Here is a 20,349-nt window from a genome sequence, read left to right as displayed (position 1 = left end):
CGCCGGTTGGAACCGCAGGAGGATCGTCATCCGCTATTGCGGCATCAGCGTGTCGCCGTCCCATTGACTGGACTTGTGGCCGCAGACTTGGCACTTCGCCCGGATGTGCGGTGCGCCGTTCCTGTCCAGTTCCTCCGACGACCAAAGGCCCAGCACGTAGAAGAACATCCGGTCGACGGGGGCACGGCAGTAGGGGCAACCGGTGTCGATCGCCTCGCGGCTGAGAACGGACAGCATGTCCGCGGCGCCGATTTCGGTGATCTCACCCCGTGGAAGAAACAGGACGTTCTCGACGTCCGAGAAGGCAATGATCTTCTGGCTGTTGTCCGGGGGAAGGCGGCGGGGCTCGGCCGACCGCCCCCAGAGGTCCTCAGGTCGCCACGGCGTCGCTTCCGCGGTTGCCGGGCCGGCTGCGAGATCCGCAAGAGTGCGGCGCAGGGCTGCGGCAAGGTCAGACATGACCGGGGCACCGTCGGGGCGCGTGTAGCTGATCGCCCGGAATGCCTTGCGCAGGTGGCCTACCTGCTTGTCGATCGCGGTCAGGCGGGGTGTGATGAAGTTCCCCGCGACATCGGTGGCATCACCCAGTACGCCGCTGAGGGCGATCACGTCCTCGAGGGACTGCCGGTGCCGGTCGTCGCAGAGCACCACGGTGGCAGGCAGTTTGCCCGTTCGGTTGAGGTAGGACACCTCCCGTAGCAGCCCCGGTCCGGTGATGGGGCGGGAGAAGGGGGCGTCCATGAACCGGTCCCACATGTCGTCGCCGCCTCCGGTGGCGGGCGGACCGAAAGGGAATTCCAGGAAGTCGGTGTCCTTCGGTGACAGATGAAGCACGACCGCATCAGCGTGCGTCATTCTGCGCAGGATCTCCTTGCGCCAGTCTTCCCTGGTCGAGGACACGAAGTCGATGCTGTCCTCCGGTGCCCGTGTGCCGAACGCGGCCTCCCACCTTTCCTCCAAGGCGCTGCGGTCGCGCTGATCCCCGACGATCTCGATGCGCCCCGGCCCGCCGTCGAGAGCCAGCGCCAGACTGGTGAGCACGCTATGACTCACGTCGTCGGCGGTGAAGGTCCGCAGGAAGAGCACGCGCAGGCCGCTCGATTCGCAATCCGCGGACGGACCGGCGCCGTAGTCCGCCGCGCTCGTCCAGTCCAGACCGGAACGCAGGGCCTCGCCGCGGTTCCAGGTATTGACCGTTGCCATTCCGTGCGGTGAATGGAGGTCCTCCCCGTCCTCCGCGCCGACCTCGACTTGAACAAGAGCTGTCGGGGGGTGTCGGAGATGGCTTTCGACACCACGGAGGAACTCCGACATCCGAGGCCGTCGCTCGTGGTCCTGCGGGGTCAGAGCAAGGCATCGCTCCATCTGCCGCCTCGCTTCTTCCAGATCCGCGATGCGGCGGCGACGACGGAAACGCCTGTACAGAGCTCGCGCCGCTTCATCGAGATGTTCGCGGGCGAGATCCGGCGCTCCCTCGTCATCCGCCGCTTCGAGCAGCAGGTCGATCGCCTGATCCAACTCTGTCCTGATCCCGCTGATCTGCCACCTGCGTATGAGGATCAGTCCGCGCAGTCCCGGGTACACCGCCGGCGATGCCGATGTCCCGAGCGCCTCCGCAGTGGCCAGGCTGTCCAGCGCTATGTCGATCAGAGCCAGATTCCGCAGCTGTGACCCGGTGTCCATCAACTCGACTGCCGCCAGCAGAAGACCCTTCTCGCACGCGTGCAGGAGTGCCGGGTGAAGGCCCTGGTCGAGCGACAGGTCCTCGGTGCGGCGGCCGACGACTTCGGCGAGAACACGGATGCTCTGCAGCCACGCCGCGTCGACCGACCAGCCCTGGCCGAGCAACTCCACTGCCTTGTCCAGTGCGCTGAGATCGTCGAACCGGTCCAGGCGCAGTGCCAAGGACGCCACAAGAATCGCACCAACCCCCAGCCTGCTCTGCTCGTCCCCGGCTGTGCGAACCGCTTCGCCACCATGCCGGATCGATCGGTCGAGATCGTCTTCGGCGCCGAATCGCAGAAAGCGGGCGGAGTAGGCCGAAGCGAGGTTCACGAGGTGCGGTGTGCCTTCGGGAGCGCCCTGGTCCACCAGGCCGACAGCGTTGAGCGCCGTGTCGATCGCGGCGTCGAAGTCCTCCGCCTCACCGGTGTTCTCGGCAAGGGTGAGCTGTGCGACGAACAGATTGGACAAACGCCGCCCCTGCTCGCGGGCGCTCTGTTGATCGGTGCGTATCGAGCGGCGACCGAATGCGATGGCTTGTTCGAGAGCTTCCCGGTCGCCGGTGCGCTGGAACCACAGGAAGAGCAGGTGGCCGAGGGAAGAGAGCCGGCCCGGGTCGGCGTCCCCGATCCTCCGCTCGAGTTCACGGCCGACCGCGACGGCCTTGCCGAGATCGTCCTCGGACAGGCCGCCCTTCGACCGCTCCCACAACAGGTCGGTCTGCTGGGACAGCAGGGCATCACGGTCATGTCCCTCGATGGCCGGGTGGTCGAGCAGATCGGCGTTGATGCGAATGAGTTCGTCCAGGTCGGCCGGGACTTCGTCGCCGGTCTGGCGTCGCTCCTGCAGCGCCTCCCTCAATGCGATCGATGCCAGCAGCCAGTCGTCGTGGTGCTCCGAGTACTGCAGGCGTTCCGACCGGCGAGCCGTGATCGAGGCGTCCCGGTCCTCCTTCGACCCCGACAGGCGGTACCGCTCGGACAAGGCCGTGGCCCGGGCGTCGAACAGTGGCGCGCGAGCATCACCGCGGCTGTGCTCCAACGCCATGGTCGACAGCCGGATGACCTCGTCCAAATGCTCGGGTTCACGCGTGCGCTGGTAGGCGGCGGCGCGCGCGTCCCGTAACAGGAGCAGACATTGCGCGCGCAGCTCACGATGAGCGTGTTCAGGGGCACCCGTCGCGCGCAAGCGATCCATGTCGACGGCCTGTCCGTCCCGTTGCGCCCTCTCCCGGATCGCCGCCGCCCACAGTCCTCTGCCCTGGTCGGGCAGTCGCTCGTTCTCCTCCTCGCCGATGGCGACCACCTCGTCGAGGTCGGAATGGCTGCCGCTGTCCTGCCAGCGCAACCACAGGGCCATCATCAGAAGGGTCAGGCACGCGGGCCGTATCGCGAGTCGGCCTCCACTGCCGGCCCGGAACCGGCGAAGCGCTGTGATCGCGTTGTCGAGGGCCGCGCGATCGTAGCCGCCGCGGAACTGGTCGAGTGCCCTTCTCGCGGCACGTCCGTCCTGGTCGAGAGCGAGATCTGCCATCACCTTGTCGAACAGGGACCTGTGCCGTCCGGCCGCCGCGTCGTGGTCCAGTGTCCGCTCCACCAGCATGGCGACCAGCTCGGCGGGTGTGTCCTGCTGTTCGTACCACGATGCCACCGCGATGACGCAGACCAGGAGGCCGTAGTCCCCGGGTTCGAGCGCGTACCCGGACAGTTCATCGGCTGCCACGGCCGCCGCGTTCCCGCCAAGATATGCAGCGAGACGATCGGCCAATTCCTGCGCGCCAGACATGCCTGAGCCCCCGGTCCCCCTGCGGCTTCGTCTTCGCACCCACATGGGCCGACTGCTCACACCGCATGTCCATGATTCTCGCCATATTACCGGTCTGCCTGCAATCCTCTACCTGCATACGTTCTTTCTCTTCGTTCCGCGCCCGAGAACAACTCGACGATCGAGCCCAGCGCCCGTTGAGGTCGAACTCGGTTTGTCGCAGGTGATGACAGGAGCCCTCGCGGCGCGGTCTGCTGTGCCTCGACCTCGCGGGCGAACGCCGACCTCGCGGGCGGCCGGTGATGCCGTGGCCGGTGTGGCGGCGGCGTGAAAATGACGTGCATGCCTCTGCACAACCTGGGCAGGGGCATCGTCATGAGCCATGCACATATGCCAAGTCCCGCCTTTTTACCTGGACTTGAGCTGTCCCGGCGCTTCTACACCGAGGCCGTACGCCCGCTCCTTGAGGAGGCCGCTCCCGGCGTACCCCACTCCGCGGCCCGCATCGGCGCGGGGTCCGAAGTGCTCGGTTACGACACCGAACGCTCCGCCGACCACGAATGGGGCCCACGCCTCCAGCTCTTCCTGCACTCCCACGATGTGGGCCGCCACGCCGGACGCATCAGACATGTGCTGGCCGAACATCTTCCGAAGACCTTCCACGGCTGGCCCACCCATTTCGCCGCCACAGGGGACCGGGACGTCCGCGTCATGCGGGTCACCGACGGTCCCGTGCACCACCGCGTCGAGGTGACCGGCGTCTCCTCCTGGTTCCGCGCCACCCTCGGCTTCGATCCCGCCTCCGGAGTCACCCCGGCGCACTGGCTCGCGCTGCCCACCCAGCTCCTCGCCGAGGTCACCGCCGGCGCCGTGTTCCACGACGGCCTGCACACGCTCACCCCGGCCCGCACCGCCCTGCGCTGGTACCCGCACGACCTCTGGCTCCACGTCCTCGCCTGCCAGTGGCAGCGCATCGCCCAGGAGGAGGCCTTCGTCGGCCGCTGCGGCGAGGTCGGCGACGAACTGGGCTCCGCCGTCGAGGCCTCGCGCCTGGTCCGCGACCTCATGCGGCTCTCCCTGCTGATGGACCGGCGCTACCCGCCGTACGGCAAGTGGCTCGGCAGCGCCTTCGCCCGCACCCCCGCGGCCCCGCGGCTCACCTCCGAACTCACCGCCGTCCTGGCCGCCACCGACTGGCGCCGCCGCGAGCGTCATCTGGCCCAGGCGTACGAGATCGTGGCCCATCTGCACAACGAGCTGGAGCTCACCGACCGGGTCGACCCGGCCACGCGCGCCTACCACTCCCGGCCCTTCCGGGTACTGCGCGCCGACCGCTTCACCCGGGCCCTCACCGCCCGCATCAGGGACCCGGACATACGGGCGTTGCGCCGGGCCGGCGCGGTGGACCAGTTCATCGACAGCGTGGAGGTCCTGAGCCGGCCGGACCTGACCCGGGCCGTGGCCGATGCCGTGACGGGCATCGACTCCCACGACGGCCCGCCGCGCGCGCCCACGAAGAGCGGCCGAGGCCAAAGAGGTCACCGTGTGTGATGTTCTGGGGATGGCGGAGAGGGCGCGGAAGGCCCTGCGCCCACCCTGTCGGGCCTCCCGGGGGCGCGCGGACCGAGGGTCGGCGAGCGGGACGGCGCGGTGCGAGCCCCGGCTCGCGTCTTCTGTGTGTGACCGTTTCTGAGCAGGTCGGATCGGTCGGCGACTGTTCGAGGGTGGAGTGCCGAGGGGGTTATCGGTCTTTCGTACGAGGGCTCATACCAGAGCGGGACCATCTCCGGGTGACTTTGTCAACTGCCCACCGCACATGATGCCTTGGCGACTACTGTGAGTGTCCGTCGGACGGCGCGGGGCCGAATTCTTTTGCGGTCCCCTCGGCCGACACCGCGATGGCGCATGCCCAACTCGCGCGACCCGCGCGAGAAACCAGGCCCGACGGACCAGTACGAGGACGCAGATGTCTCACCTCCGTGCACCGGCCGCCCGCGCCGACCGCCGTGAGGGCGGCCGGCACGGACGTCCGGTCGCCCGACCCGTTCCCGCGCTGCCCGAGACCCACATACGGCCTCAGCTCATGCGTCTGGCGGTGCTGCCGCCGGTCGCGGTGGCGCTCAGCGGCTGCGCGGCCGTCCTGTTCACCGTCCGCTCCACCGGCGCCCGGCCCAGCCTCACCCTGCTGGCCGTGCTCGCCGGAGCGGTCTCGGTGACGGCCGCGGGCATCGTGATCGCAGCCGTGGCCGCGGGCCGCGCCGCCAGCTCGGTCAGCGACCGCGTCGGCATCCTGCGCCGCAACGCCGCCCGCGGCGAGGCCGATCTGCTGGCCCTCGTCGACGCGCTGCGCCGCGGCGAGACCCCACCCCCGCGCAAGCCGCGCGGCGGACCGCCCGAGGACGCGGACGACTTCGAGCTGCTCGCCGCCGACCTGTCCCGGGCGCACGACGGCGCCGTCACCGCCGTCGTGCAGGCGGCCCAGCTCTCCAGCCAGGCCGGCAGCGAACAGAAGCTGGAGGTCTTCGTCAACCTGGCGCGGCGCCTTCAGTCGCTCGTGCACCGGGAAATCTCGATCCTCGACGAACTGGAGAACGAGATCGAGGACCCGGACCTCCTCAAGGGCCTCTTCCACGTCGACCACCTGGCCACCCGGATCCGACGGCACGCCGAGAACCTCGCCGTCCTCGGCGGCGCCGTCTCCCGGCGGCAGTGGAGCAACCCCGTCTCCATGACCGAGGTGCTGCGCTCCGCCATCGCCGAGGTCGAGCAGTACTCCCGGGTCAAACTCGTCCCGCCGATCGACGGCGAACTGCGCGGACACGCCGTCGCCGACGTCATCCACCTGCTCGCCGAACTCGTCGAGAACGCCACGGTGTTCTCCGCCCCGCACACCCAGGTGCTGCTCCGCGCCAACCTCGTCACCTCCGGCCTCGCGGTCGAGGTCGAGGACCGCGGACTCGGCATGCCGGTCGGCGAGCAGTCCAAGATGAACGCCCTGCTCGCCGACCCCGACCAGGTCAACGTCGCCAGCCTGCTGGCCGACGGCCGCATCGGCCTCTTCGTCGTCTCCCAGCTCGCCCGTCGGCACGGCATCAACGTCCGCCTCCAGACCAACATCTACGGCGGTGTCCAGGCCGTCCTCGTCGTCCCGCAAGGTCTGTTGGGCACAGCGCCGGGCGCGCCCGGCGCACCCGGCGCCGTACCGCAGCCGCGCGACACGGCGAACGGGGCCGGTGCGCCGGTCGCACCGGTGGCGCCCGGCGGTGGTGTGCCCGGAGGCGGCGGAGCACGGCCGTCCGGCGGCACCGGGGCGCCGGAAAGCACCGGAAGCCGGGCCGCCGCGGGCTCGTCGGCAGCCGGCCGGGGGCCCGGGCAGCAGCAGGGCTCCGCCACGGCCGCCGCCGGTGGCCGGCGACGGCGCACGCAGCCGGGGGGCGCGCCCGCGCCACTGCCGGTGCGCGGTGCCCAGGAGACCCGCCCGAACCCCGCCGAGGCGCTGCCCGGCATCCGGCCCGAGGACCGGCCCACGGTCGCCGAGCACGCGGGCAGCCCGCCCGTACCGCGCGTCGGCGCCGTGCGCGGCACCATGGGCAAACCCCAACTGCCGCGCCGCCGTGCCCAGGAGCACATCGTTCCCCAGCTCCGCGGCGGCCCGGCGCCCCGCCAGGAGAACGAGACCCCGGCCGGACACGACCCCGGCCTGATGGCCGCCTTCCAGCGCGGCATCGGCCTCGCCGAGGCCCAGCAGCACCTGGAGGCGACCCAGGCGGAGCCGACCGCCACCGAGTCCATGGGCGGCCCACATGGCGTTTCCCTCCATGACGGGCTCACCGGTATGGCCTTCACCGACATGTCCGTCGCCGACGGAACCGGCGACCAGAGGCCCCACGCGTCCCACGTCACACACCTGGACGGCACACACATGGATGCCCCGCACATGGATGCCTCGCACATCGAGGCGGCCCATGTGGAGGCGGCGCACATGGGGGCCGGATACCTGACCGCGGACCACACGGCTCCCGACCACCTGGCGTCGGATCACACGACCCCGGATCACACGACCCCGGACCACATGACCACAGGCCACCGGGCGCCGGACCACATGGCCCCCACCCACCTGAGCCGGACACTCCGGGACCCCGCCGACCCCCAGCCGGCGTCCCGACCCCAGTCGTACTCCCAGGCCCTGCGCCCGGTGCACACCTCCGAATTCACCGCCCGGCCCGACGGGAGCGCACCGGCCGGATGACCAGCACCGTTTCCACCCCCACCCCCAGCGCTCCCGCAGACCTTCGTACCTCAAGGAGTCGATCCACCATGGCGAGCGATGCGCCGACCGCCCAGGTATCCGACCTCGACTGGCTGATGAGCGGCCTAGTGCAGCGCGTACCGCACACCACCAGCGCCGTGCTCCTGTCCTGCGACGGGCTGGTGAAGTCCGTCCACGGCCTGGACCCCGACAGCGCCGACCACATGGCGGCGCTCGCCTCCGGCCTGTACTCGCTCGGCCGCAGCGCCGGCGTCCGGTTCGGCGACGGCGGGGACGTCCGCCAGGTCGTCGTCGAACTCGACTCGACGCTGCTGTTCGTCACCACCGCCGGCTCCGGCACCTGCCTCGCCGTGCTGGCGGGCCGGGAGGCCGACGCCGCCGTCCTCGGCTACGAGATGGCGATGCTGGTCAAGAGCGTCCGCCCGTACCTCGTCACCGCGCCCCGGCAGCACGCCGTCGACTCCACGGCGATGAGGCCTTGAGGGTGGCGGCAGCCGGCGACGGGCCCTGGCTCGACGACGCGGCCGGACGCCTCGTGCGCCCGTTCACGGTCAGCAACGGCCGCACCGAGCCCAGCATCGCCCTCGACCTCATGTCGCAGGTGATGGCGACCGGGTCCACACCCCTCGGCTACCTCGGCCTCGAACACGCGCAGGCACTCGACCTGTGCCGCGCCCCCGTCTCGGTCGCCGAGGTCGCCGCGCACCTCAAACTGCCCGCCGTGGTCACCAAGGTGCTGCTCTCGGACCTCGTCGACTGCGGGGCGCTGACCGCCAAGCCCCCCGTGTTCCACCACAACCCCACTGACCGGTCCCTCCTGGAGGCAGTGCTCGATGGACTACGACGACAGCTCTGATCCCTTCCCCACCGCGCTGAAAATCCTGGTGGCCGGCGGGTTCGGAGTCGGCAAGACCACCTTCGTGGGCGCGGTCAGCGAGATCGCGCCGCTGTCCACGGAGGAACTCCTCACCACGGTCAGTGCGGCGACCGACAGCCTCGAAGGGATCGAGAACAAGGTCGAGACGACCGTGGCCATGGACTTCGGCCGCATCACTCTGGACCCGGAACACGTGCTCTACCTGTTCGGCACGCCCGGACAGGAGCGGTTCTGGTTCATGTGGGACGAGCTGTCCGAGGGCGCGCTCGGCGCGGTCATCCTCGCCGACACCCGCCGCCTGGAGGACTGCTTCGCGGCCGTCGACTTCTTCGAGGAGCGAGGCCTCGGCTTCATCGTCGCCATCAACGAGTTCGACGGTTCCTACCGCTACGAGCCCGACGAGGTGCGTGCCGCCATCGACCTCGACCCGGAGGTCCCGGTGGTCCGCTGCGACGCCCGTATCTCCAGCTCCGGCGTCCAGACCCTGCTCACCCTCGTCCGCCATCTCATCGCCCACGCTCCGGTCTCCGCGCCGAGCCACGGCGCCCACATGTGAACCCCATACACCCGTCACGGAGCCCGTATATGACCCACGTCCACTGCGACGGAGCCCGCGCATGAGGTACGACCCGTCGCGCCCGGCCGGCCGGCTGCTGCTCACGCCCGAGGACAAGGAGGCCCCCGAGCGCACCCGGCGCCTCGGTCAACTGCACCTGGGCACACATCCGGACCCCGCCCTCGACGCCTACGCGGACCGGCTCGCCGAGGTCACCGGGGCGCCGTACGCCATGGTCAACTTCATCGACCTGAACCGTCAGTTCTTCGCGGGCCTGCATCTGCCGGACGTGGCACCGCCCGTGGTGCGGCCCGACGGCAGCACCCCGGTACTGGGCCGTGAACTGCCCCGCGACCATGGTTTCTGCCCCCATGTGGTGGTCCGGCGCAAGGCGCTGGTCCTGGAGGACGTCTGCGACTACCCGCGGTTCGCGGGCAACCCGGTCGTCGACGACTTCGGCATCCGTTCCTATCTGGGCGCCCCGCTGATCGACAGCACCGGGACGGCGCTCGGCACGGTGTGCGTGGTCGACGTGGAGCCGCGGCCCTGGGGCCGGGCCGGCCTGGAGGCCATCAAGACGTCGGCGGCCGAGCTGGTGGCCCGCATCGAGCGCCGCGAGGCCGACGGTCTGCCGCTGTTGTGACGACGGGAACAGTCCCTGCACTAGCCGACCGGTCTAGTACCTCCGTACCCTGGTGGTATGGGACGTACCAGTGACGCCAGGCGGAAGATCCTCGACGCCGCACGCTCGCTGATCGAGGGGCGTGGCTACGCCGCGCTCGGAGTCGCCGAGATCTGCAAGGCCGCCGAGGTGCCTAAGGGCAGTTTCTACTACTTCTTCGAGTCCAAGGAGGCCCTCGCGCTCGCGGTCGTCGACGAGCACTGGGCGGCCCAGAAGCGTGACTGGACCCGGGCCCTGACCGGTGACGCGGAGCCGCTGTCGCGGCTGCGGCGGCTGTTCGAGGAGACCGAGGCCGGTCTGCTGGCCGGCCAGCGGGGCTGCGGGACCGTGGCGGGCTGTCTGTTCGGGAACCTCGCCCTGGAACTGAGCAACCAGACCGAGGCGGTCCGCGGCCGGTTGCAGGAGATCTTCGACGCGCAGGTCGACATGGTGGAGTCGGTCGTCGCCGAGGCCGGGGAGCGCGGCGACGTGGACGTGACCGACACCCGGGAGGCGGCGCGGGCGGTGGTGGCCCAGCTGGAGGGCCAGGTGATGTTCGCCAAGCTGTACAACAGCACCCACCGACTGAGCCCCCTCTGGCAGAACTGCCGGGCCCTGCTCGGTGTGACAGGAGCCTAGGGGCGCACGGCCTCGGCCGGTTGCCGCTGTCGTACGGGCGTTGTGTGGTCCCCGTCCATGTGGTGAGGGAACCCGATCCGCAGTACGGCGGCGGTGACGGCAGCCATGAGGACCACCAGGGCGGCCAGGAGCAGGGCCTGGTGGTAGCCGTGGTGCAGCAGCGGGGCGACGACCAGGGGGCCGAGGATCTGGCCGACGGAGTAGCCGGCGGTCAGCAGGGCGACGGAGCGCGGGAAGCGCAGGTGCGCACCGGTGGCCAGGGCCAGGGTGCTCACGCCCAGGAACGTGGCGCCGAACAGCACGGCCGAGCCCAGGGCGGCGACCGTGCTCCCGGTCAGCGCGGGCAGCGCGATGCCGACCGCCTGGATCGTGAGCGCGGTGAGCAGCAGACCGGGGCGGGACCAGCGGTGCCCGAGCCGGGCCCACAGCGCCGAGGACGGCACGGCGGCCAGCCCCACCAGCACCCATGCGCCGCTGCCGAGCCAGCCGGGGGAGCCCTGGCCGATCGCCGCGACCAGGAAGGTACCGGCGACGATGTAGCCGACGCCCTCCAGGAAATAGCTGACGAACAGCGCGCCGAACCACCGGTGGGTGCGGACCCCGGGCCGGTCGTCGCCGGTCCCTCTCGCGGCCGGCTCGTCCTCGGGCCGTAGCCGCCAGGAGGCCGCGGCCAGCACCGCGGTGAGCGCGGCCGCCGCCCACCAGGCCGCCCGCCAGTCGGCGACGGACCGCAGGGCCAGCACCAGCAGGCCGGACAGCGCGATGCCGGCGCCGACCCCGCCGAAGGCCCAGCCGGGCAGATGCGCCGGATGGTCCCGCAGATGGTGCAGCAGGGAGGCGACGGCGACGACGAACACCAGGGCGCTCGCCGCTCCGGCCAGCAGCCGCAGCGCGGCCCACACCGCCGTGCTGTGGGTGAGGGGCATCGCGGCGAGCGTGGCGGTCAGCAGGAGCAGGGAGCCGCGCAGCACGGCGCGCGACCGGACCAGCACGGGGACCAGGGTGCCGGCCAGCGCGCCGACGAGGTAGCCGGCGTAGTTGGCGGTGGCCAGGTTCGCCCCGGCACCGGCCGACAGGCCCGCCTGCGCGTGCATCAGGGGCAGGATCGGGGTGTACACGAAACGGCCGACGCCCATGCCCGCGGCGAGTGCGGCGGCGGCCCTGCCGACATGGGTCCAGGGGGAGGCGGTGGTCATCGGGTGCCGTCGACCCGGCCCGGGTCGTTGGGGTGGGACTCCAGCGGGGTGACGGTGAGCGTCATCCACGGGCGCAGCGGCAGGGTGCCGAGCACCTTCTCGTGGAGTTCCTCCTCGTCGTCGGCGCGCCAGACGCCGATGCTGCGCAACTCGCCCACCGGGCGCCACAGCCGGGCCAGATGACCGGTCGCCGCCAGTTGCCTCGCCCGGACGGCCTCCGCCGCCCGCCGCCGGTCCACCTCGTCCTGGCCCGTGCCCTCGGGGATGCGGGTGGTGATCTCGACCAGGAACTCTCGCACGATGTGCTCCCTCCGGTGCGCCCTGTTGCCGGTGAATCCATCGTGCGCCGCCCCCGGCACCCGTGCCACGACCGGCGGACTCGCTGCTGAGAGGCGCAGCCTCCCAGCGCGCGTAGCATGACGCGCGTGGAACTGCGTCAGCTGCGCTACTTCGTCGCGGTGGCCGAAGAGCTGAACTTCGGCCGGGCCGCCGAGCGGCTGCTCATCGCGGGCCCCTCGCTCTCCCAGCAGATCAAGGCGCTCGAACGGGACCTGGGCGTCCGGCTGTTCGACCGGGACCGCCGCTCGGTCTCGCTCACCCCCGCCGGCGCCGAGCTGCTCCCGCACACCCGGGACCTGCTGGAGCGGGCCGACGAACTCCAGCGCCGGGCGGGCCGGCTCGCGGGCTCCCAGTCGGTACGGCTCGGGTACGTCAACTGGCTGCCGCCGGACCTGAGTTCGCGGACGGCCGCGGTGGCCCGGGTGCATGTGGACGCCTGGGTCGCACCCTCCCACACCCAGGCCGCCAGGGTCGCCGACGGCAGCCTGGACCTCGCCGTCTGCTGGGTGCGTACCGAGGACCTCGAACGCCTCGGGCTGCGGGCCCGGCTGATCGGCGCGGACCGGCTGTACGCCGTCGCGAAGGGCACCGACACCAGCGACCTGCCGGCCCGGGAGGCCGACATCCTGATCGACGACGACATCACCTCCTGGGCCTCCTGGAACGTGTACGCCGAGGAGCTCACGCAGGCCGTCGGTGCCCGCGCGGTGCGCATCTCCGACGGCGCCGTCACCGGCCCCGCCTACTTCGACCACGTCCGGCGCCGCACCCGGCCCGTCCTCAACTCGCCCAAGGGCCAGACCACTCCGCTCCCGCCCGACCTGGTCCGCCGCGAGATCGTCGCGCCGAAGGTGTACTGGACCTGGTCCCTGGTCTGGCGCGCGAGCGAGGACCGCGCCGGCGTGCTGGCCGCCGTCGACGCCCTGTGCGACGGCGTCGGCGACCTCGGGATCCACGCCCCGGACGCCTGGCTGCCCACCGGCGACCCGTACGCACTCCCGGGCTGAGCTGCGCTGGGAGGCTGCGCCTCCCAGCCGGGAGGATACTGATCCTGGCGTCCCGGACCGGCCCGACCTACGGTCCAAATAGTCGACCGGTCGGCTAGTAACCGGTCAGCCACTACGGAGAAGGTCATCATGAGCACGCAGCAGCAGAAGGTCGCCATCGTCACCGGTGCCTCGCAGGGCATCGGCGCCGCCCTCGTCGAGGGCTACCGCAAGCTCGGCTTCGCGGTCGTCGCCACCTCGCGCACCATCGCCCCCGCCGACGACGCCGGCGTCCTGGCCGTCCAGGGCGACATCGCCGACCCGGCGACCGCCGAGCGGGTCGTGGCCGCCGCCGTCGAGCGGTTCGGCCGTATCGACACCGTGGTCAACAACGCCGGCATCTTCGTCGCCAAGCCCTTCACCGAGTACACCGCCGCGGACTACGCCGCCGTGACCGGCATCAACGTCGCCGGCTTCTTCCACCTCACCCAGCAGGCGGTCCCGCACCTGCTGGCCCAGGGCGGCGGACACATCGTCAGCGTCACCACCAGCCTGGTCGACAACGCGGACGCCCGGGTCCCCTCCGTCCTGGCCTCGCTGACCAAGGGCGGCCTCCAGTCCGCGACCAAGTCCCTCGCGATCGAGTACGCCACCCGCGGCATCCGCGTCAACGCGGTGTCGCCCGGCACCATCAAGACCCCGATGCACGCGGCCGAGACCCACGAGTTCCTCGCCGCCCTGCACCCGGTCCACCGGATGGGTGAAGTGAGCGACATCGTCGACGCGGTGCTCTTCCTGGAGACGGCGCCGTTCGTCACCGGCGAGATCCTGCACGTCGACGGCGGTATGAGCGCCGGACACTGACGGCATGGCACGTCACCGACCAAGAAGACCAAGGAGCTGACATGACCGGCATGACGGAGGACACGGCGATCCTGAGCGCAGTCCTCGACCGGTGGAAGGAGGCCGTCGACGCACACCAGCCCGAACGCGTCGCCGCCCAGTTCACCGAGGACGCCGTCTTCCAGGGACTGCACCCCTACAGCGTCGGACGGCAGGGTGTCGCCGCCTACTACGAATCCCAGCCCCTCGGCATGAAGGCGGCCTACCGCGTCCTGGAGACCCGGTGGCCCGCCGAGGGTGTCGTCCTCGGCTACCTGGCCGTCGAGTTCTCGTTCACTGACCGGCCCCCGCTGGACGTGAAGCTCTCCGTCCTCGTCACCCGGACGGGCGAGGACTGGCACATCGCCCATTACCAGGTCTCCCGCCTCGACTAGCCGTGTCCTGCCGGGTGTTCCGGGGGTGTGAAGCGGAGCTGTGGCGGCGCTTAAGAAATCCTCGATGGACCGACGCGCCCGGGTGCGGCAGATTGCTGTGAGATTCCACCCCCTCCCCGGCCGCGGGCCGCCTCGGCGTCCCCGCGGCCGGGGTCTCACGCACAGGAGCCGTAGCGTTGAAGGCGCTGGTCAAGCAGAAGGCGGAGCCCGGGCTGTGGCTCACGGACGTGCCGGAGCCCGCGGTCGGCCCGGGTGACGTACTGATCAAGGTGCAGCGGACCGGTATCTGCGGCACCGATCTGCACATCAGGGCCTGGGACGGCTGGGCCCAGCAGGCCATCACCACCCCGCTGGTGCTCGGGCACGAGTTCGTCGGCGAGGTCGTGGCGACCGGCCGGGACGTCACCGACGTCGAGGTGGGCGACCGGGTCAGCGGCGAGGGCCACCTCGTGTGCGGCAAGTGCCGCAACTGCCAGGCCGGGCGGCGCCACCTGTGCCGGGCCACGGTCGGCCTCGGTGTCGGCCGCGACGGTGCGTTCGCCGAGTACGTCGCGCTGCCCGCCGGCAACGTCTGGGTGCACCGGGTCCCCGTCGACCTCGACGTGGCCGCGATCTTCGACCCGTTCGGCAACGCCGTGCACACCGCGCTCTCCTTCCCGCTGGTCGGCGAGGACGTCCTGATCACCGGCGCGGGCCCGATCGGTCTCATGGCCGCCGCCGTGGCCCGGCACGCGGGCGCCCGGCACGTCGTGATCACCGATGTCAGCGAGGAGCGCCTCGACCTCGCCCGCAAGATCGGCGTGAGCCTGGCGCTGAACGTGTCGCAGGCGGAGATCGCCGACGGACAGCGGAAGCTGGGCCTGCGCGAGGGCTTCGACATCGGCCTGGAGATGTCCGGCCGGCCCGAGGCCATGCGCGACATGATCGCCAACATGACGCACGGCGGCCGGATCGCCGTACTCGGACTGCCCGCCCAGGAATTCCCGGTGGACTGGGCCCGGATCGTCACCTCGATGATCACCATCAAGGGCATCTACGGCCGTGAGATGTTCGAGACCTGGTACGCGATGTCGGTGCTGCTGGAGGGCGGCCTCGACCTCGCCCCCGTGATCACCGGCCGCTACGGCTACCGCGACTTCGAGGCGGCCTTCGCCGACGCCGCGAGCGGCCGCGGCGGCAAGGTCATCCTCGACTGGACCGCGTAATCCCTTAGGAGCTTCTGGAATGTTCGACTCCGTGCGCGACGACCTGCGTACCACCCTCGACGAGATCCGCGCCGCCGGTCTGCACAAGCCCGAGCGGGTCATCGGCACCCCGCAGTCCGCGACCGTCGCCGTGACCGCGGGCGGCCGCCCGGGCGAGGTCCTCAACTTCTGCGCCAACAACTACCTCGGCCTCGCCGACCACCCCGAGGTGATCGCCGCCGCCCACCAGGCCCTGGACCGCTGGGGCTACGGCATGGCCTCCGTCCGCTTCATCTGCGGCACCCAGGAGGTCCACAAGGAGCTGGAGGCCCGTCTGTCGGCGTTCCTCGGCCAGGAGGACACGATCCTCTACTCCTCCTGCTTCGACGCCAACGGCGGTGTCTTCGAGACCCTGCTCGGCGAGGAGGACGCGGTGATCTCCGACGCCCTCAACCACGCCTCCATCATCGACGGCATCCGCCTCTCCAAGGCCCGCCGCTTCCGCTACGCCAACCGCGACCTGGCCGACCTGGAACAGCAGTTGAAGGAGGCGCAGAGCGCCCGGCGGCGGCTGGTCGTCACCGACGGCGTCTTCTCCATGGACGGCTATGTGGCGCCGCTGCGCGAGATCTGCGACCTCGCCGACCGCTACGACGCGATGGTCATGGTCGACGACTCGCACGCCGTCGGCTTCGTCGGCCCGTCCGGCCGCGGCACCCCCGAGCTGCACGGCGTGATGGACCGCGTCGACATCATCACCGGCACCCTCGGCAAGGCCCTGGGCGGCGCCTCCGGCGGCTATGTCGCGGCCCGCGCCGAGATCGTCGCCCTGCTCCGCCAGCGCTCCCGCCCCTACCTCTTCTCCAACACCCTGGCCCCGGTGATCGCTGCGGCCTCGCTCAAGGTCCTCGACCTGCTGGAGTCGGCGGACGACCTGCGGGTCCGGCTCGCCGAGAACACCGCGTTGTTCCGGCGCCGGATGACCGAGGAGGGCTTCGACGTGCTCCCCGGCGACCACGCCATCGCTCCCGTGATGATCGGCGACGCGGCCGAGGCGGGCCGGATGGCCGAGCTGCTCCTGGAGCGCGGCGTCTACGTGATCGGCTTCTCCTACCCGGTGGTCCCGCAGGGGAAGGCCCGGATCCGGGTCCAGCTGTCCGCGGCCCACTCGACGGACGACGTGAACCGCGCGGTGGACGCCTTCGTCGCGGCCCGGGCGGAGCTGGCGGGCTGATCCGGCTGACCGGGCGGATCCGCCGGTCCGGCTGATCCGGCTGACCGGGCGGACGTCGGGCCGCTCGGACGTCGGGCCGCTCGGACGGAGCCGGGCCGCCGGGCCGCTCGGGCGGAGCCGGACCGGCGTCCCGAGCGGCTCCGACATATTGCGATAATCAATCCCATGATCGAGGCGCGGCGGCTCCACATCCTCCGTGCGGTGGCCGACCACCGCACGGTGACGGCGGCTGCCGCCGCGCTCTATCTGACCCCCTCGGCCGTCTCCCAGCAGCTGACGGCTCTTGAGCAGGAGACCGGCCACCGCCTGGTCGAACGCAGTGCCAAGGGCGTACGGCTGACCGCGGCCGGCGAGATCCTGCTCGCCCACACCAACGCGGTCCTCGCCCAGCTGGAGCGGGCCGAGGCCGAGCTGGCCGCGTACGGCTCCGGCGAGGCCGGCACGGTCACCGTCGCCGCCTTCGCCACCGGCATCGCCCAGGTGGTCGCCCCCGCCGTGGCGCACCTCGCCCGCACCGCCCCCGGCATCCACATCCGCGTCCAGGACGCCGAGGGCGACGCCAGCCTCCCGATGGTCCTGGACCGGCAGGTCGACGTCGCGGTCGCCGTCGAGTACCGAGGGGCCCCGTCCGCCGACGACCCCCGGCTCACCCACGTACCCCTGTACGCCGAGCCGTTCGACGCAGTCGTCCCGCTCCACCACCGGCTGGCGGAGGCCCCCGAGGTCCCCCTCGCCGAACTGGCCAAGGACACCTGGATCGGCCCGTACCCCGGCAACCCCTGCCACGATGTGGTCGTCCTGGCCTGCGAGAGCGCCGGATTCCAGCCCCGCCTCGAACACTCCTCCGATGACTTCCGTGCCGTGGTGGCCCTGGCCTCGGCCGACGCGGGCGTGGCCCTCGTCCCGCGCTCGGCGCTGCGCGGCATGGACCTGACCGGCGTGGTCGTACGCCCCGTCGACGGCGTCGCCCCGACCCGCCGTGTCTTCGCGGCCGTACGACGCGGAGCCGAGGAGCATCCGCTGATCAGCCCGGTGCTGAAGGCCCTGGGCGAGGCGGCACGGCCGTGAGCGTCCCTTAACCCCGACGTTTCATATCAGGGATATCGTCCCGGATGTGAAACAGGTTGCTCCCGGCCCGGCCGCCACCGATCCCGCCGCCTCCGATCCCGCCGTCCCCGATACCGCGGCCCCCGACCCCGTCGACGTCCGCCTCGGCAGCCGCCTCGCCGAACTGCGGGCCGAACACGGCTGGTCCCTGGGCGAGTTGGCGGATCGCAGCGGAGTGAGCAGGTCCACCCTGTCCCGCGCCGAGCGGGCCGAGACCAGCCCCACCGCAGCCCTTCTCAACCGCCTCTGCCACGTCTACGGCCGGACCATGTCCCAGCTGCTCAGCGAGGTCGAGGCGGAGCCCGCGCCGGTGCTGCGCGCCGCCGAACAGCAGGTCTGGGAGGACCGCGCCGCCGGCTTCGTACGACGGTCCGTGTCGCCGCCGCACGGCGGGCTGCGTGGCGAACTCGTCGAAGGCAGGCTCGCGGCCGGGGCGGACATCGCCTACGACCGCCCGCCGGTGCCCGGCCTGGAGCAGCACATCTGGGTGCTCGACGGGAGCCTCGCCGTGACGGCGGAGGGCACCGAGCATCTGCTGGCGGCCGGTGACTGCCTGCGGCTGCGGGTATGGGGGCCGACGCGCTTCCGGTGCGCCGGACCGGGGGAGACGCGGTACGTCCTGGCGGTGGTGCGGCCGTGAGGACACTGCGCCTGGGGGCAGATCAACTTCCGCGGCGAGTCGAGGAGTTGGCCGACCTGCTGGCCGACACCGTGAACGGCGGGGCGTCCATCGGCTTTCTCGCCCCCTTCGCACGGGAGCGGGCCGTCGCCTGGTGGCGGGGGCGGGCGGCCGCCGTGGCCGCCGGGCAGCTCGCCGTGTGGGCCGCGCTGGACGACGCCGACCGGACGGTGGGCACTGTCAGCCTGGCCTTTCCCTACCCCGACAAGCCCAACAGTCCGCACCGGGCCGAACTGGTGAAGCTGATGGTCCACCGCGACGCCCGCGGCCGGGGCATCGGACGGGGACTGCTGGCCGTCGCCGAGGAGGCCGCGGCCGCCGCCGGGATCACCCTGCTCCATCTGGACACCGAGACGGACAGCCCCGCCGAGCACCTCTACCGCTCGGCCGGCTGGACCCGCGCCGGAGTCATCCCCGACTACGCCCTCGACCCAGGCGGCGTGCTGCGCCCGACGACCCTCTACTACAAGCACCTGGTCGCTCCGGCCGGGTGACTGTCAGTGGCAGGGGCTACGGTTCTGGGCATGCCGGAAGCCGAAGACGTACGCCGCGTCGCCCTGTCCCTGCCGGACACCAGCGAGAAGATCGCCTGGAGCATGCCCACGTTCCGGGTCGCCGGGAAGATGTTCGCCACACTGCCGGAGGACGAGACCTCCATCGCCGTGCGCTGCCCCAAGGAGGAGCGCGAGGAGCTGGTGCTCGCCGAGCCCGGGAAGTTCTGGATCGCCGATCACGAGGCCCAGTTCGCCTGGGTCCGGGTCCGGCTCGCCGCGCTGGAGGGCGAGGGTGAGCTGCGCGACATCCTCGCCGACTCCTGGCGACAGGCGGCCCCGACCCGGCTCCTTGACTCCTACCCCGAGTTGGGACTGCCGGGCGGGCACTGACCAGGCCTGCCCTCAGCGGCGCGGCCGGCCGGCACGAAAGGCGTGCGCGATCACCGAGCCGAGTGCGGTATTGTTTCCTTGCACGTTTCGCCCGGGGAAACCCCAGGTCAAACGGCACCGGGACGTGGCGCAGCTTGGTAGCGCACTTGACTGGGGGTCAAGGGGTCGCAGGTTCAAATCCTGTCGTCCCGACTGGAGACAGTCGCAGGTTGGGGTCGGTTCGGAGGTATCCGAATCGACCCTTGATCTTTTTGGGGGCCAGTTGGGGACCGGTGTGCTTGACCGGGGTCAGCGGGCCACGGCGATCGGGTTCGGCAGCGAACGCGGTGCGCGCAGCACACTGAAGTGTGCGCAGAGCTCCGCTCCAGCGGCCGTGATTTTGTATACGTCCGGGCGCAGGTAGCGCTGGGTGGTAGTCGGTGACCCGTGGTCGGCAGTCCTGTGCAGAGCCCGGGAATGGACGAAGGGCCAGGCTGAGGGATTCGGCCAAGCGTTGGCCCTGCCCCGCCTGGGAAACCCCTTCGAGCCCTCGGGTCGGCTTCCCACGGATCCCCGGTGGCGCGGAGTTTCCCACCCGGTTCAAGACCTTTTGGCCTCGCCTCGCGCCTCAGCTCGCCCCGGTTCCGGCTCCTGCAGACGACGAACGTGACCTTGTGGGCGGGTGATGTCCGAGGCGGGGAGTCTGCAGGAGCTTGTCGAAAGTCTGGCTGTCTTGTCTCCGGGCGGGCGGGTGGGAGGGGACGCTGCCTGCCTCGGACGGGCCCCGTCCTGAGGGGGCTGAGACACCGGCCGGTTACATCCCGCTGCCGACCATGCCCGAGGGTGTCCGATTGAGGGTAGTCACGCACATCGTCCGGCCAGGGTGGTCAGCGGAAGGGGACAAGGCCGCCGCAGGGGGGCCTTCGTTGGGAGGCAGTGCGAAGTGCCGCTACGGTCTGTTCGTCCCCTGCCCGGGTGTGTCAATCCCAGGGCTC

At 71.3% G+C, this 20,349-nt stretch carries 19 protein-coding genes and 1 tRNA gene; 17 read left to right on the top strand and 3 right to left on the bottom strand.

The annotated features are described in order from the left end of the window. Nucleotides 1-33: 33 nt before the first annotated feature. Complete coding sequence (locus ACWGKQ_RS16770; protein ID WP_453292663.1) at nt 34-3,507, bottom strand: hypothetical protein; 3,474 nt, start codon at nt 3,505-3,507, stop codon at nt 34-36. Between the two features lie 369 nt (nt 3,508-3,876). Between ACWGKQ_RS16770 and ACWGKQ_RS16765 the strand changes: the two genes are divergently transcribed. The 7 genes from ACWGKQ_RS16765 to ACWGKQ_RS16735 all read left to right on the top strand — a co-directional run bounded on the left by ACWGKQ_RS16765 (nt 3,877) and on the right by ACWGKQ_RS16735 (nt 10,489). Then, entirely contained in the window at nt 3,877-5,037 is a 1,161-nt protein-coding gene (locus ACWGKQ_RS16765; RefSeq protein ID WP_453292744.1) for a DUF4037 domain-containing protein, read from the top strand. Between the two features lie 415 nt (nt 5,038-5,452). Further along, nucleotides 5,453-7,735: a sensor histidine kinase gene (locus ACWGKQ_RS16760; RefSeq protein ID WP_453292662.1), complete on the top strand. Its 2,283-nt coding sequence runs from the start codon at nt 5,453-5,455 to the stop codon at nt 7,733-7,735. Nucleotides 7,736-7,803: 68 nt separating this feature from the next. Next, nucleotides 7,804-8,238: a roadblock/LC7 domain-containing protein gene (locus ACWGKQ_RS16755; protein WP_361290652.1), complete on the top strand. Its 435-nt coding sequence runs from the start codon at nt 7,804-7,806 to the stop codon at nt 8,236-8,238. A 2-nt stretch (nt 8,239-8,240) separates the two neighbouring features. Next, nucleotides 8,241-8,612, top strand: coding sequence for a DUF742 domain-containing protein (locus tag ACWGKQ_RS16750; protein WP_217552435.1), 372 nt, complete (start codon nt 8,241-8,243; stop codon nt 8,610-8,612). Then, entirely contained in the window at nt 8,590-9,189 is a 600-nt protein-coding gene (locus ACWGKQ_RS16745; protein WP_453292661.1) for a GTP-binding protein, read from the top strand. Before ACWGKQ_RS16750 ends, ACWGKQ_RS16745 begins: the two co-directional genes overlap by 23 nt. A 61-nt stretch (nt 9,190-9,250) precedes the next feature. Further along, nucleotides 9,251-9,832, top strand: coding sequence for a GAF domain-containing protein (locus ACWGKQ_RS16740; RefSeq protein ID WP_453292660.1), 582 nt, complete (start codon nt 9,251-9,253; stop codon nt 9,830-9,832). A 57-nt stretch (nt 9,833-9,889) separates the two neighbouring features. After that, nucleotides 9,890-10,489, top strand: coding sequence for a TetR/AcrR family transcriptional regulator (locus tag ACWGKQ_RS16735; protein ID WP_453292659.1), 600 nt, complete (start codon nt 9,890-9,892; stop codon nt 10,487-10,489). On the opposite strand, the gene ACWGKQ_RS16730 is transcribed toward ACWGKQ_RS16735, so the two are convergent. Together ACWGKQ_RS16730 and ACWGKQ_RS16725 are read right to left on the bottom strand one after the other, a co-directional pair. Next, nucleotides 10,486-11,685 (bottom strand): YbfB/YjiJ family MFS transporter, encoded by a 1,200-nt coding sequence (locus ACWGKQ_RS16730; RefSeq protein WP_453292658.1) that lies wholly within the window; start codon nt 11,683-11,685, stop codon nt 10,486-10,488. The genes ACWGKQ_RS16735 and ACWGKQ_RS16730 overlap by 4 nt on opposite strands. Continuing rightward, nucleotides 11,682-11,984 carry a muconolactone Delta-isomerase family protein gene (locus ACWGKQ_RS16725; RefSeq protein ID WP_453292657.1) on the bottom strand — a complete coding sequence of 101 codons (303 nt, stop codon included), beginning with the start codon at nt 11,982-11,984 and terminating at the stop codon, nt 11,682-11,684. Before ACWGKQ_RS16725 ends, ACWGKQ_RS16730 begins: the two co-directional genes overlap by 4 nt. A 117-nt stretch (nt 11,985-12,101) precedes the next feature. Between ACWGKQ_RS16725 and ACWGKQ_RS16720 the strand changes: the two genes are divergently transcribed. The 10 genes from ACWGKQ_RS16720 (at nt 12,102) to ACWGKQ_RS16675 (ending at nt 19,567) form a co-directional block, all read left to right on the top strand. Continuing rightward, nucleotides 12,102-13,031, top strand: coding sequence for a LysR family transcriptional regulator (locus ACWGKQ_RS16720; RefSeq protein ID WP_453292656.1), 930 nt, complete (start codon nt 12,102-12,104; stop codon nt 13,029-13,031). A 129-nt stretch (nt 13,032-13,160) separates the two neighbouring features. Further along, entirely contained in the window at nt 13,161-13,874 is a 714-nt protein-coding gene (locus tag ACWGKQ_RS16715) for an SDR family NAD(P)-dependent oxidoreductase (protein WP_453292655.1), read from the top strand. 41 nt (nt 13,875-13,915) lie between these two features. After that, the gene (locus ACWGKQ_RS16710) at nt 13,916-14,287 is read left to right on the top strand and encodes a YybH family protein (RefSeq protein ID WP_453292654.1); all 372 of its coding nucleotides are present in this window, start codon (nt 13,916-13,918) and stop codon (nt 14,285-14,287) included. A gap of 176 nt (nt 14,288-14,463) precedes the next feature. Continuing rightward, complete coding sequence (tdh, locus tag ACWGKQ_RS16705) at nt 14,464-15,492, top strand: L-threonine 3-dehydrogenase (RefSeq protein ID WP_453292653.1); 1,029 nt, start codon at nt 14,464-14,466, stop codon at nt 15,490-15,492. A 19-nt stretch (nt 15,493-15,511) separates the two neighbouring features. Continuing rightward, complete coding sequence (locus ACWGKQ_RS16700) at nt 15,512-16,705, top strand: glycine C-acetyltransferase (protein WP_453292652.1); 1,194 nt, start codon at nt 15,512-15,514, stop codon at nt 16,703-16,705. Between the two features lie 165 nt (nt 16,706-16,870). Beyond that, the gene (locus ACWGKQ_RS16695; RefSeq protein ID WP_453292651.1) at nt 16,871-17,773 is read left to right on the top strand and encodes a LysR family transcriptional regulator; all 903 of its coding nucleotides are present in this window, start codon (nt 16,871-16,873) and stop codon (nt 17,771-17,773) included. Nucleotides 17,774-17,819: 46 nt separating this feature from the next. Beyond that, nucleotides 17,820-18,452: a helix-turn-helix domain-containing protein gene (locus tag ACWGKQ_RS16690; RefSeq protein WP_453292650.1), complete on the top strand. Its 633-nt coding sequence runs from the start codon at nt 17,820-17,822 to the stop codon at nt 18,450-18,452. Then, nucleotides 18,449-18,985: an N-acetyltransferase family protein gene (locus tag ACWGKQ_RS16685; protein ID WP_453292649.1), complete on the top strand. Its 537-nt coding sequence runs from the start codon at nt 18,449-18,451 to the stop codon at nt 18,983-18,985. The genes ACWGKQ_RS16690 and ACWGKQ_RS16685 overlap by 4 nt, the downstream gene beginning before the upstream one ends. Nucleotides 18,986-19,015: 30 nt before the next feature. Further along, entirely contained in the window at nt 19,016-19,375 is a 360-nt protein-coding gene (locus ACWGKQ_RS16680; protein ID WP_453292648.1) for an MmcQ/YjbR family DNA-binding protein, read from the top strand. A gap of 118 nt (nt 19,376-19,493) precedes the next feature. Continuing rightward, nucleotides 19,494-19,567, top strand: a tRNA-Pro gene (locus ACWGKQ_RS16675). The last annotated feature ends 782 nt before the right edge of the window (nt 19,568-20,349 follow it).

It is taken from the genome of Streptomyces sp. NPDC054770 (assembly GCF_053611985.1).
This window is presented reverse-complemented; position numbering and strand designations above follow the sequence as displayed.

Bases quoted from the DNA above. Each gene is read 5' to 3' on its own strand.
- ACWGKQ_RS16770 (WP_453292663.1), bottom strand. From the start codon at position 3,507: ATGTCTGGCGCGCAGGAATTGGCCGATCGTCTCGCTGCATATCTTGGC.
- ACWGKQ_RS16765 (WP_453292744.1), top strand. From the start codon at position 3,877: ATGCCAAGTCCCGCCTTTTTACCTGGACTTGAGCTGTCCCGGCGCTTC.
- ACWGKQ_RS16760 (WP_453292662.1), top strand. From the start codon at position 5,453: ATGTCTCACCTCCGTGCACCGGCCGCCCGCGCCGACCGCCGTGAGGGC.
- ACWGKQ_RS16755 (WP_361290652.1), top strand. From the start codon at position 7,804: ATGGCGAGCGATGCGCCGACCGCCCAGGTATCCGACCTCGACTGGCTG.
- ACWGKQ_RS16745 (WP_453292661.1), top strand. From the start codon at position 8,590: ATGGACTACGACGACAGCTCTGATCCCTTCCCCACCGCGCTGAAAATC.
- ACWGKQ_RS16740 (WP_453292660.1), top strand. From the start codon at position 9,251: ATGAGGTACGACCCGTCGCGCCCGGCCGGCCGGCTGCTGCTCACGCCC.
- ACWGKQ_RS16735 (WP_453292659.1), top strand. From the start codon at position 9,890: ATGGGACGTACCAGTGACGCCAGGCGGAAGATCCTCGACGCCGCACGC.
- ACWGKQ_RS16730 (WP_453292658.1), bottom strand. From the start codon at position 11,685: ATGACCACCGCCTCCCCCTGGACCCATGTCGGCAGGGCCGCCGCCGCA.
- ACWGKQ_RS16720 (WP_453292656.1), top strand. From the start codon at position 12,102: ATGACGCGCGTGGAACTGCGTCAGCTGCGCTACTTCGTCGCGGTGGCC.
- ACWGKQ_RS16715 (WP_453292655.1), top strand. From the start codon at position 13,161: ATGAGCACGCAGCAGCAGAAGGTCGCCATCGTCACCGGTGCCTCGCAG.
- ACWGKQ_RS16710 (WP_453292654.1), top strand. From the start codon at position 13,916: ATGACCGGCATGACGGAGGACACGGCGATCCTGAGCGCAGTCCTCGAC.
- ACWGKQ_RS16700 (WP_453292652.1), top strand. From the start codon at position 15,512: ATGTTCGACTCCGTGCGCGACGACCTGCGTACCACCCTCGACGAGATC.
- ACWGKQ_RS16695 (WP_453292651.1), top strand. From the start codon at position 16,871: ATGATCGAGGCGCGGCGGCTCCACATCCTCCGTGCGGTGGCCGACCAC.
- ACWGKQ_RS16680 (WP_453292648.1), top strand. From the start codon at position 19,016: ATGCCGGAAGCCGAAGACGTACGCCGCGTCGCCCTGTCCCTGCCGGAC.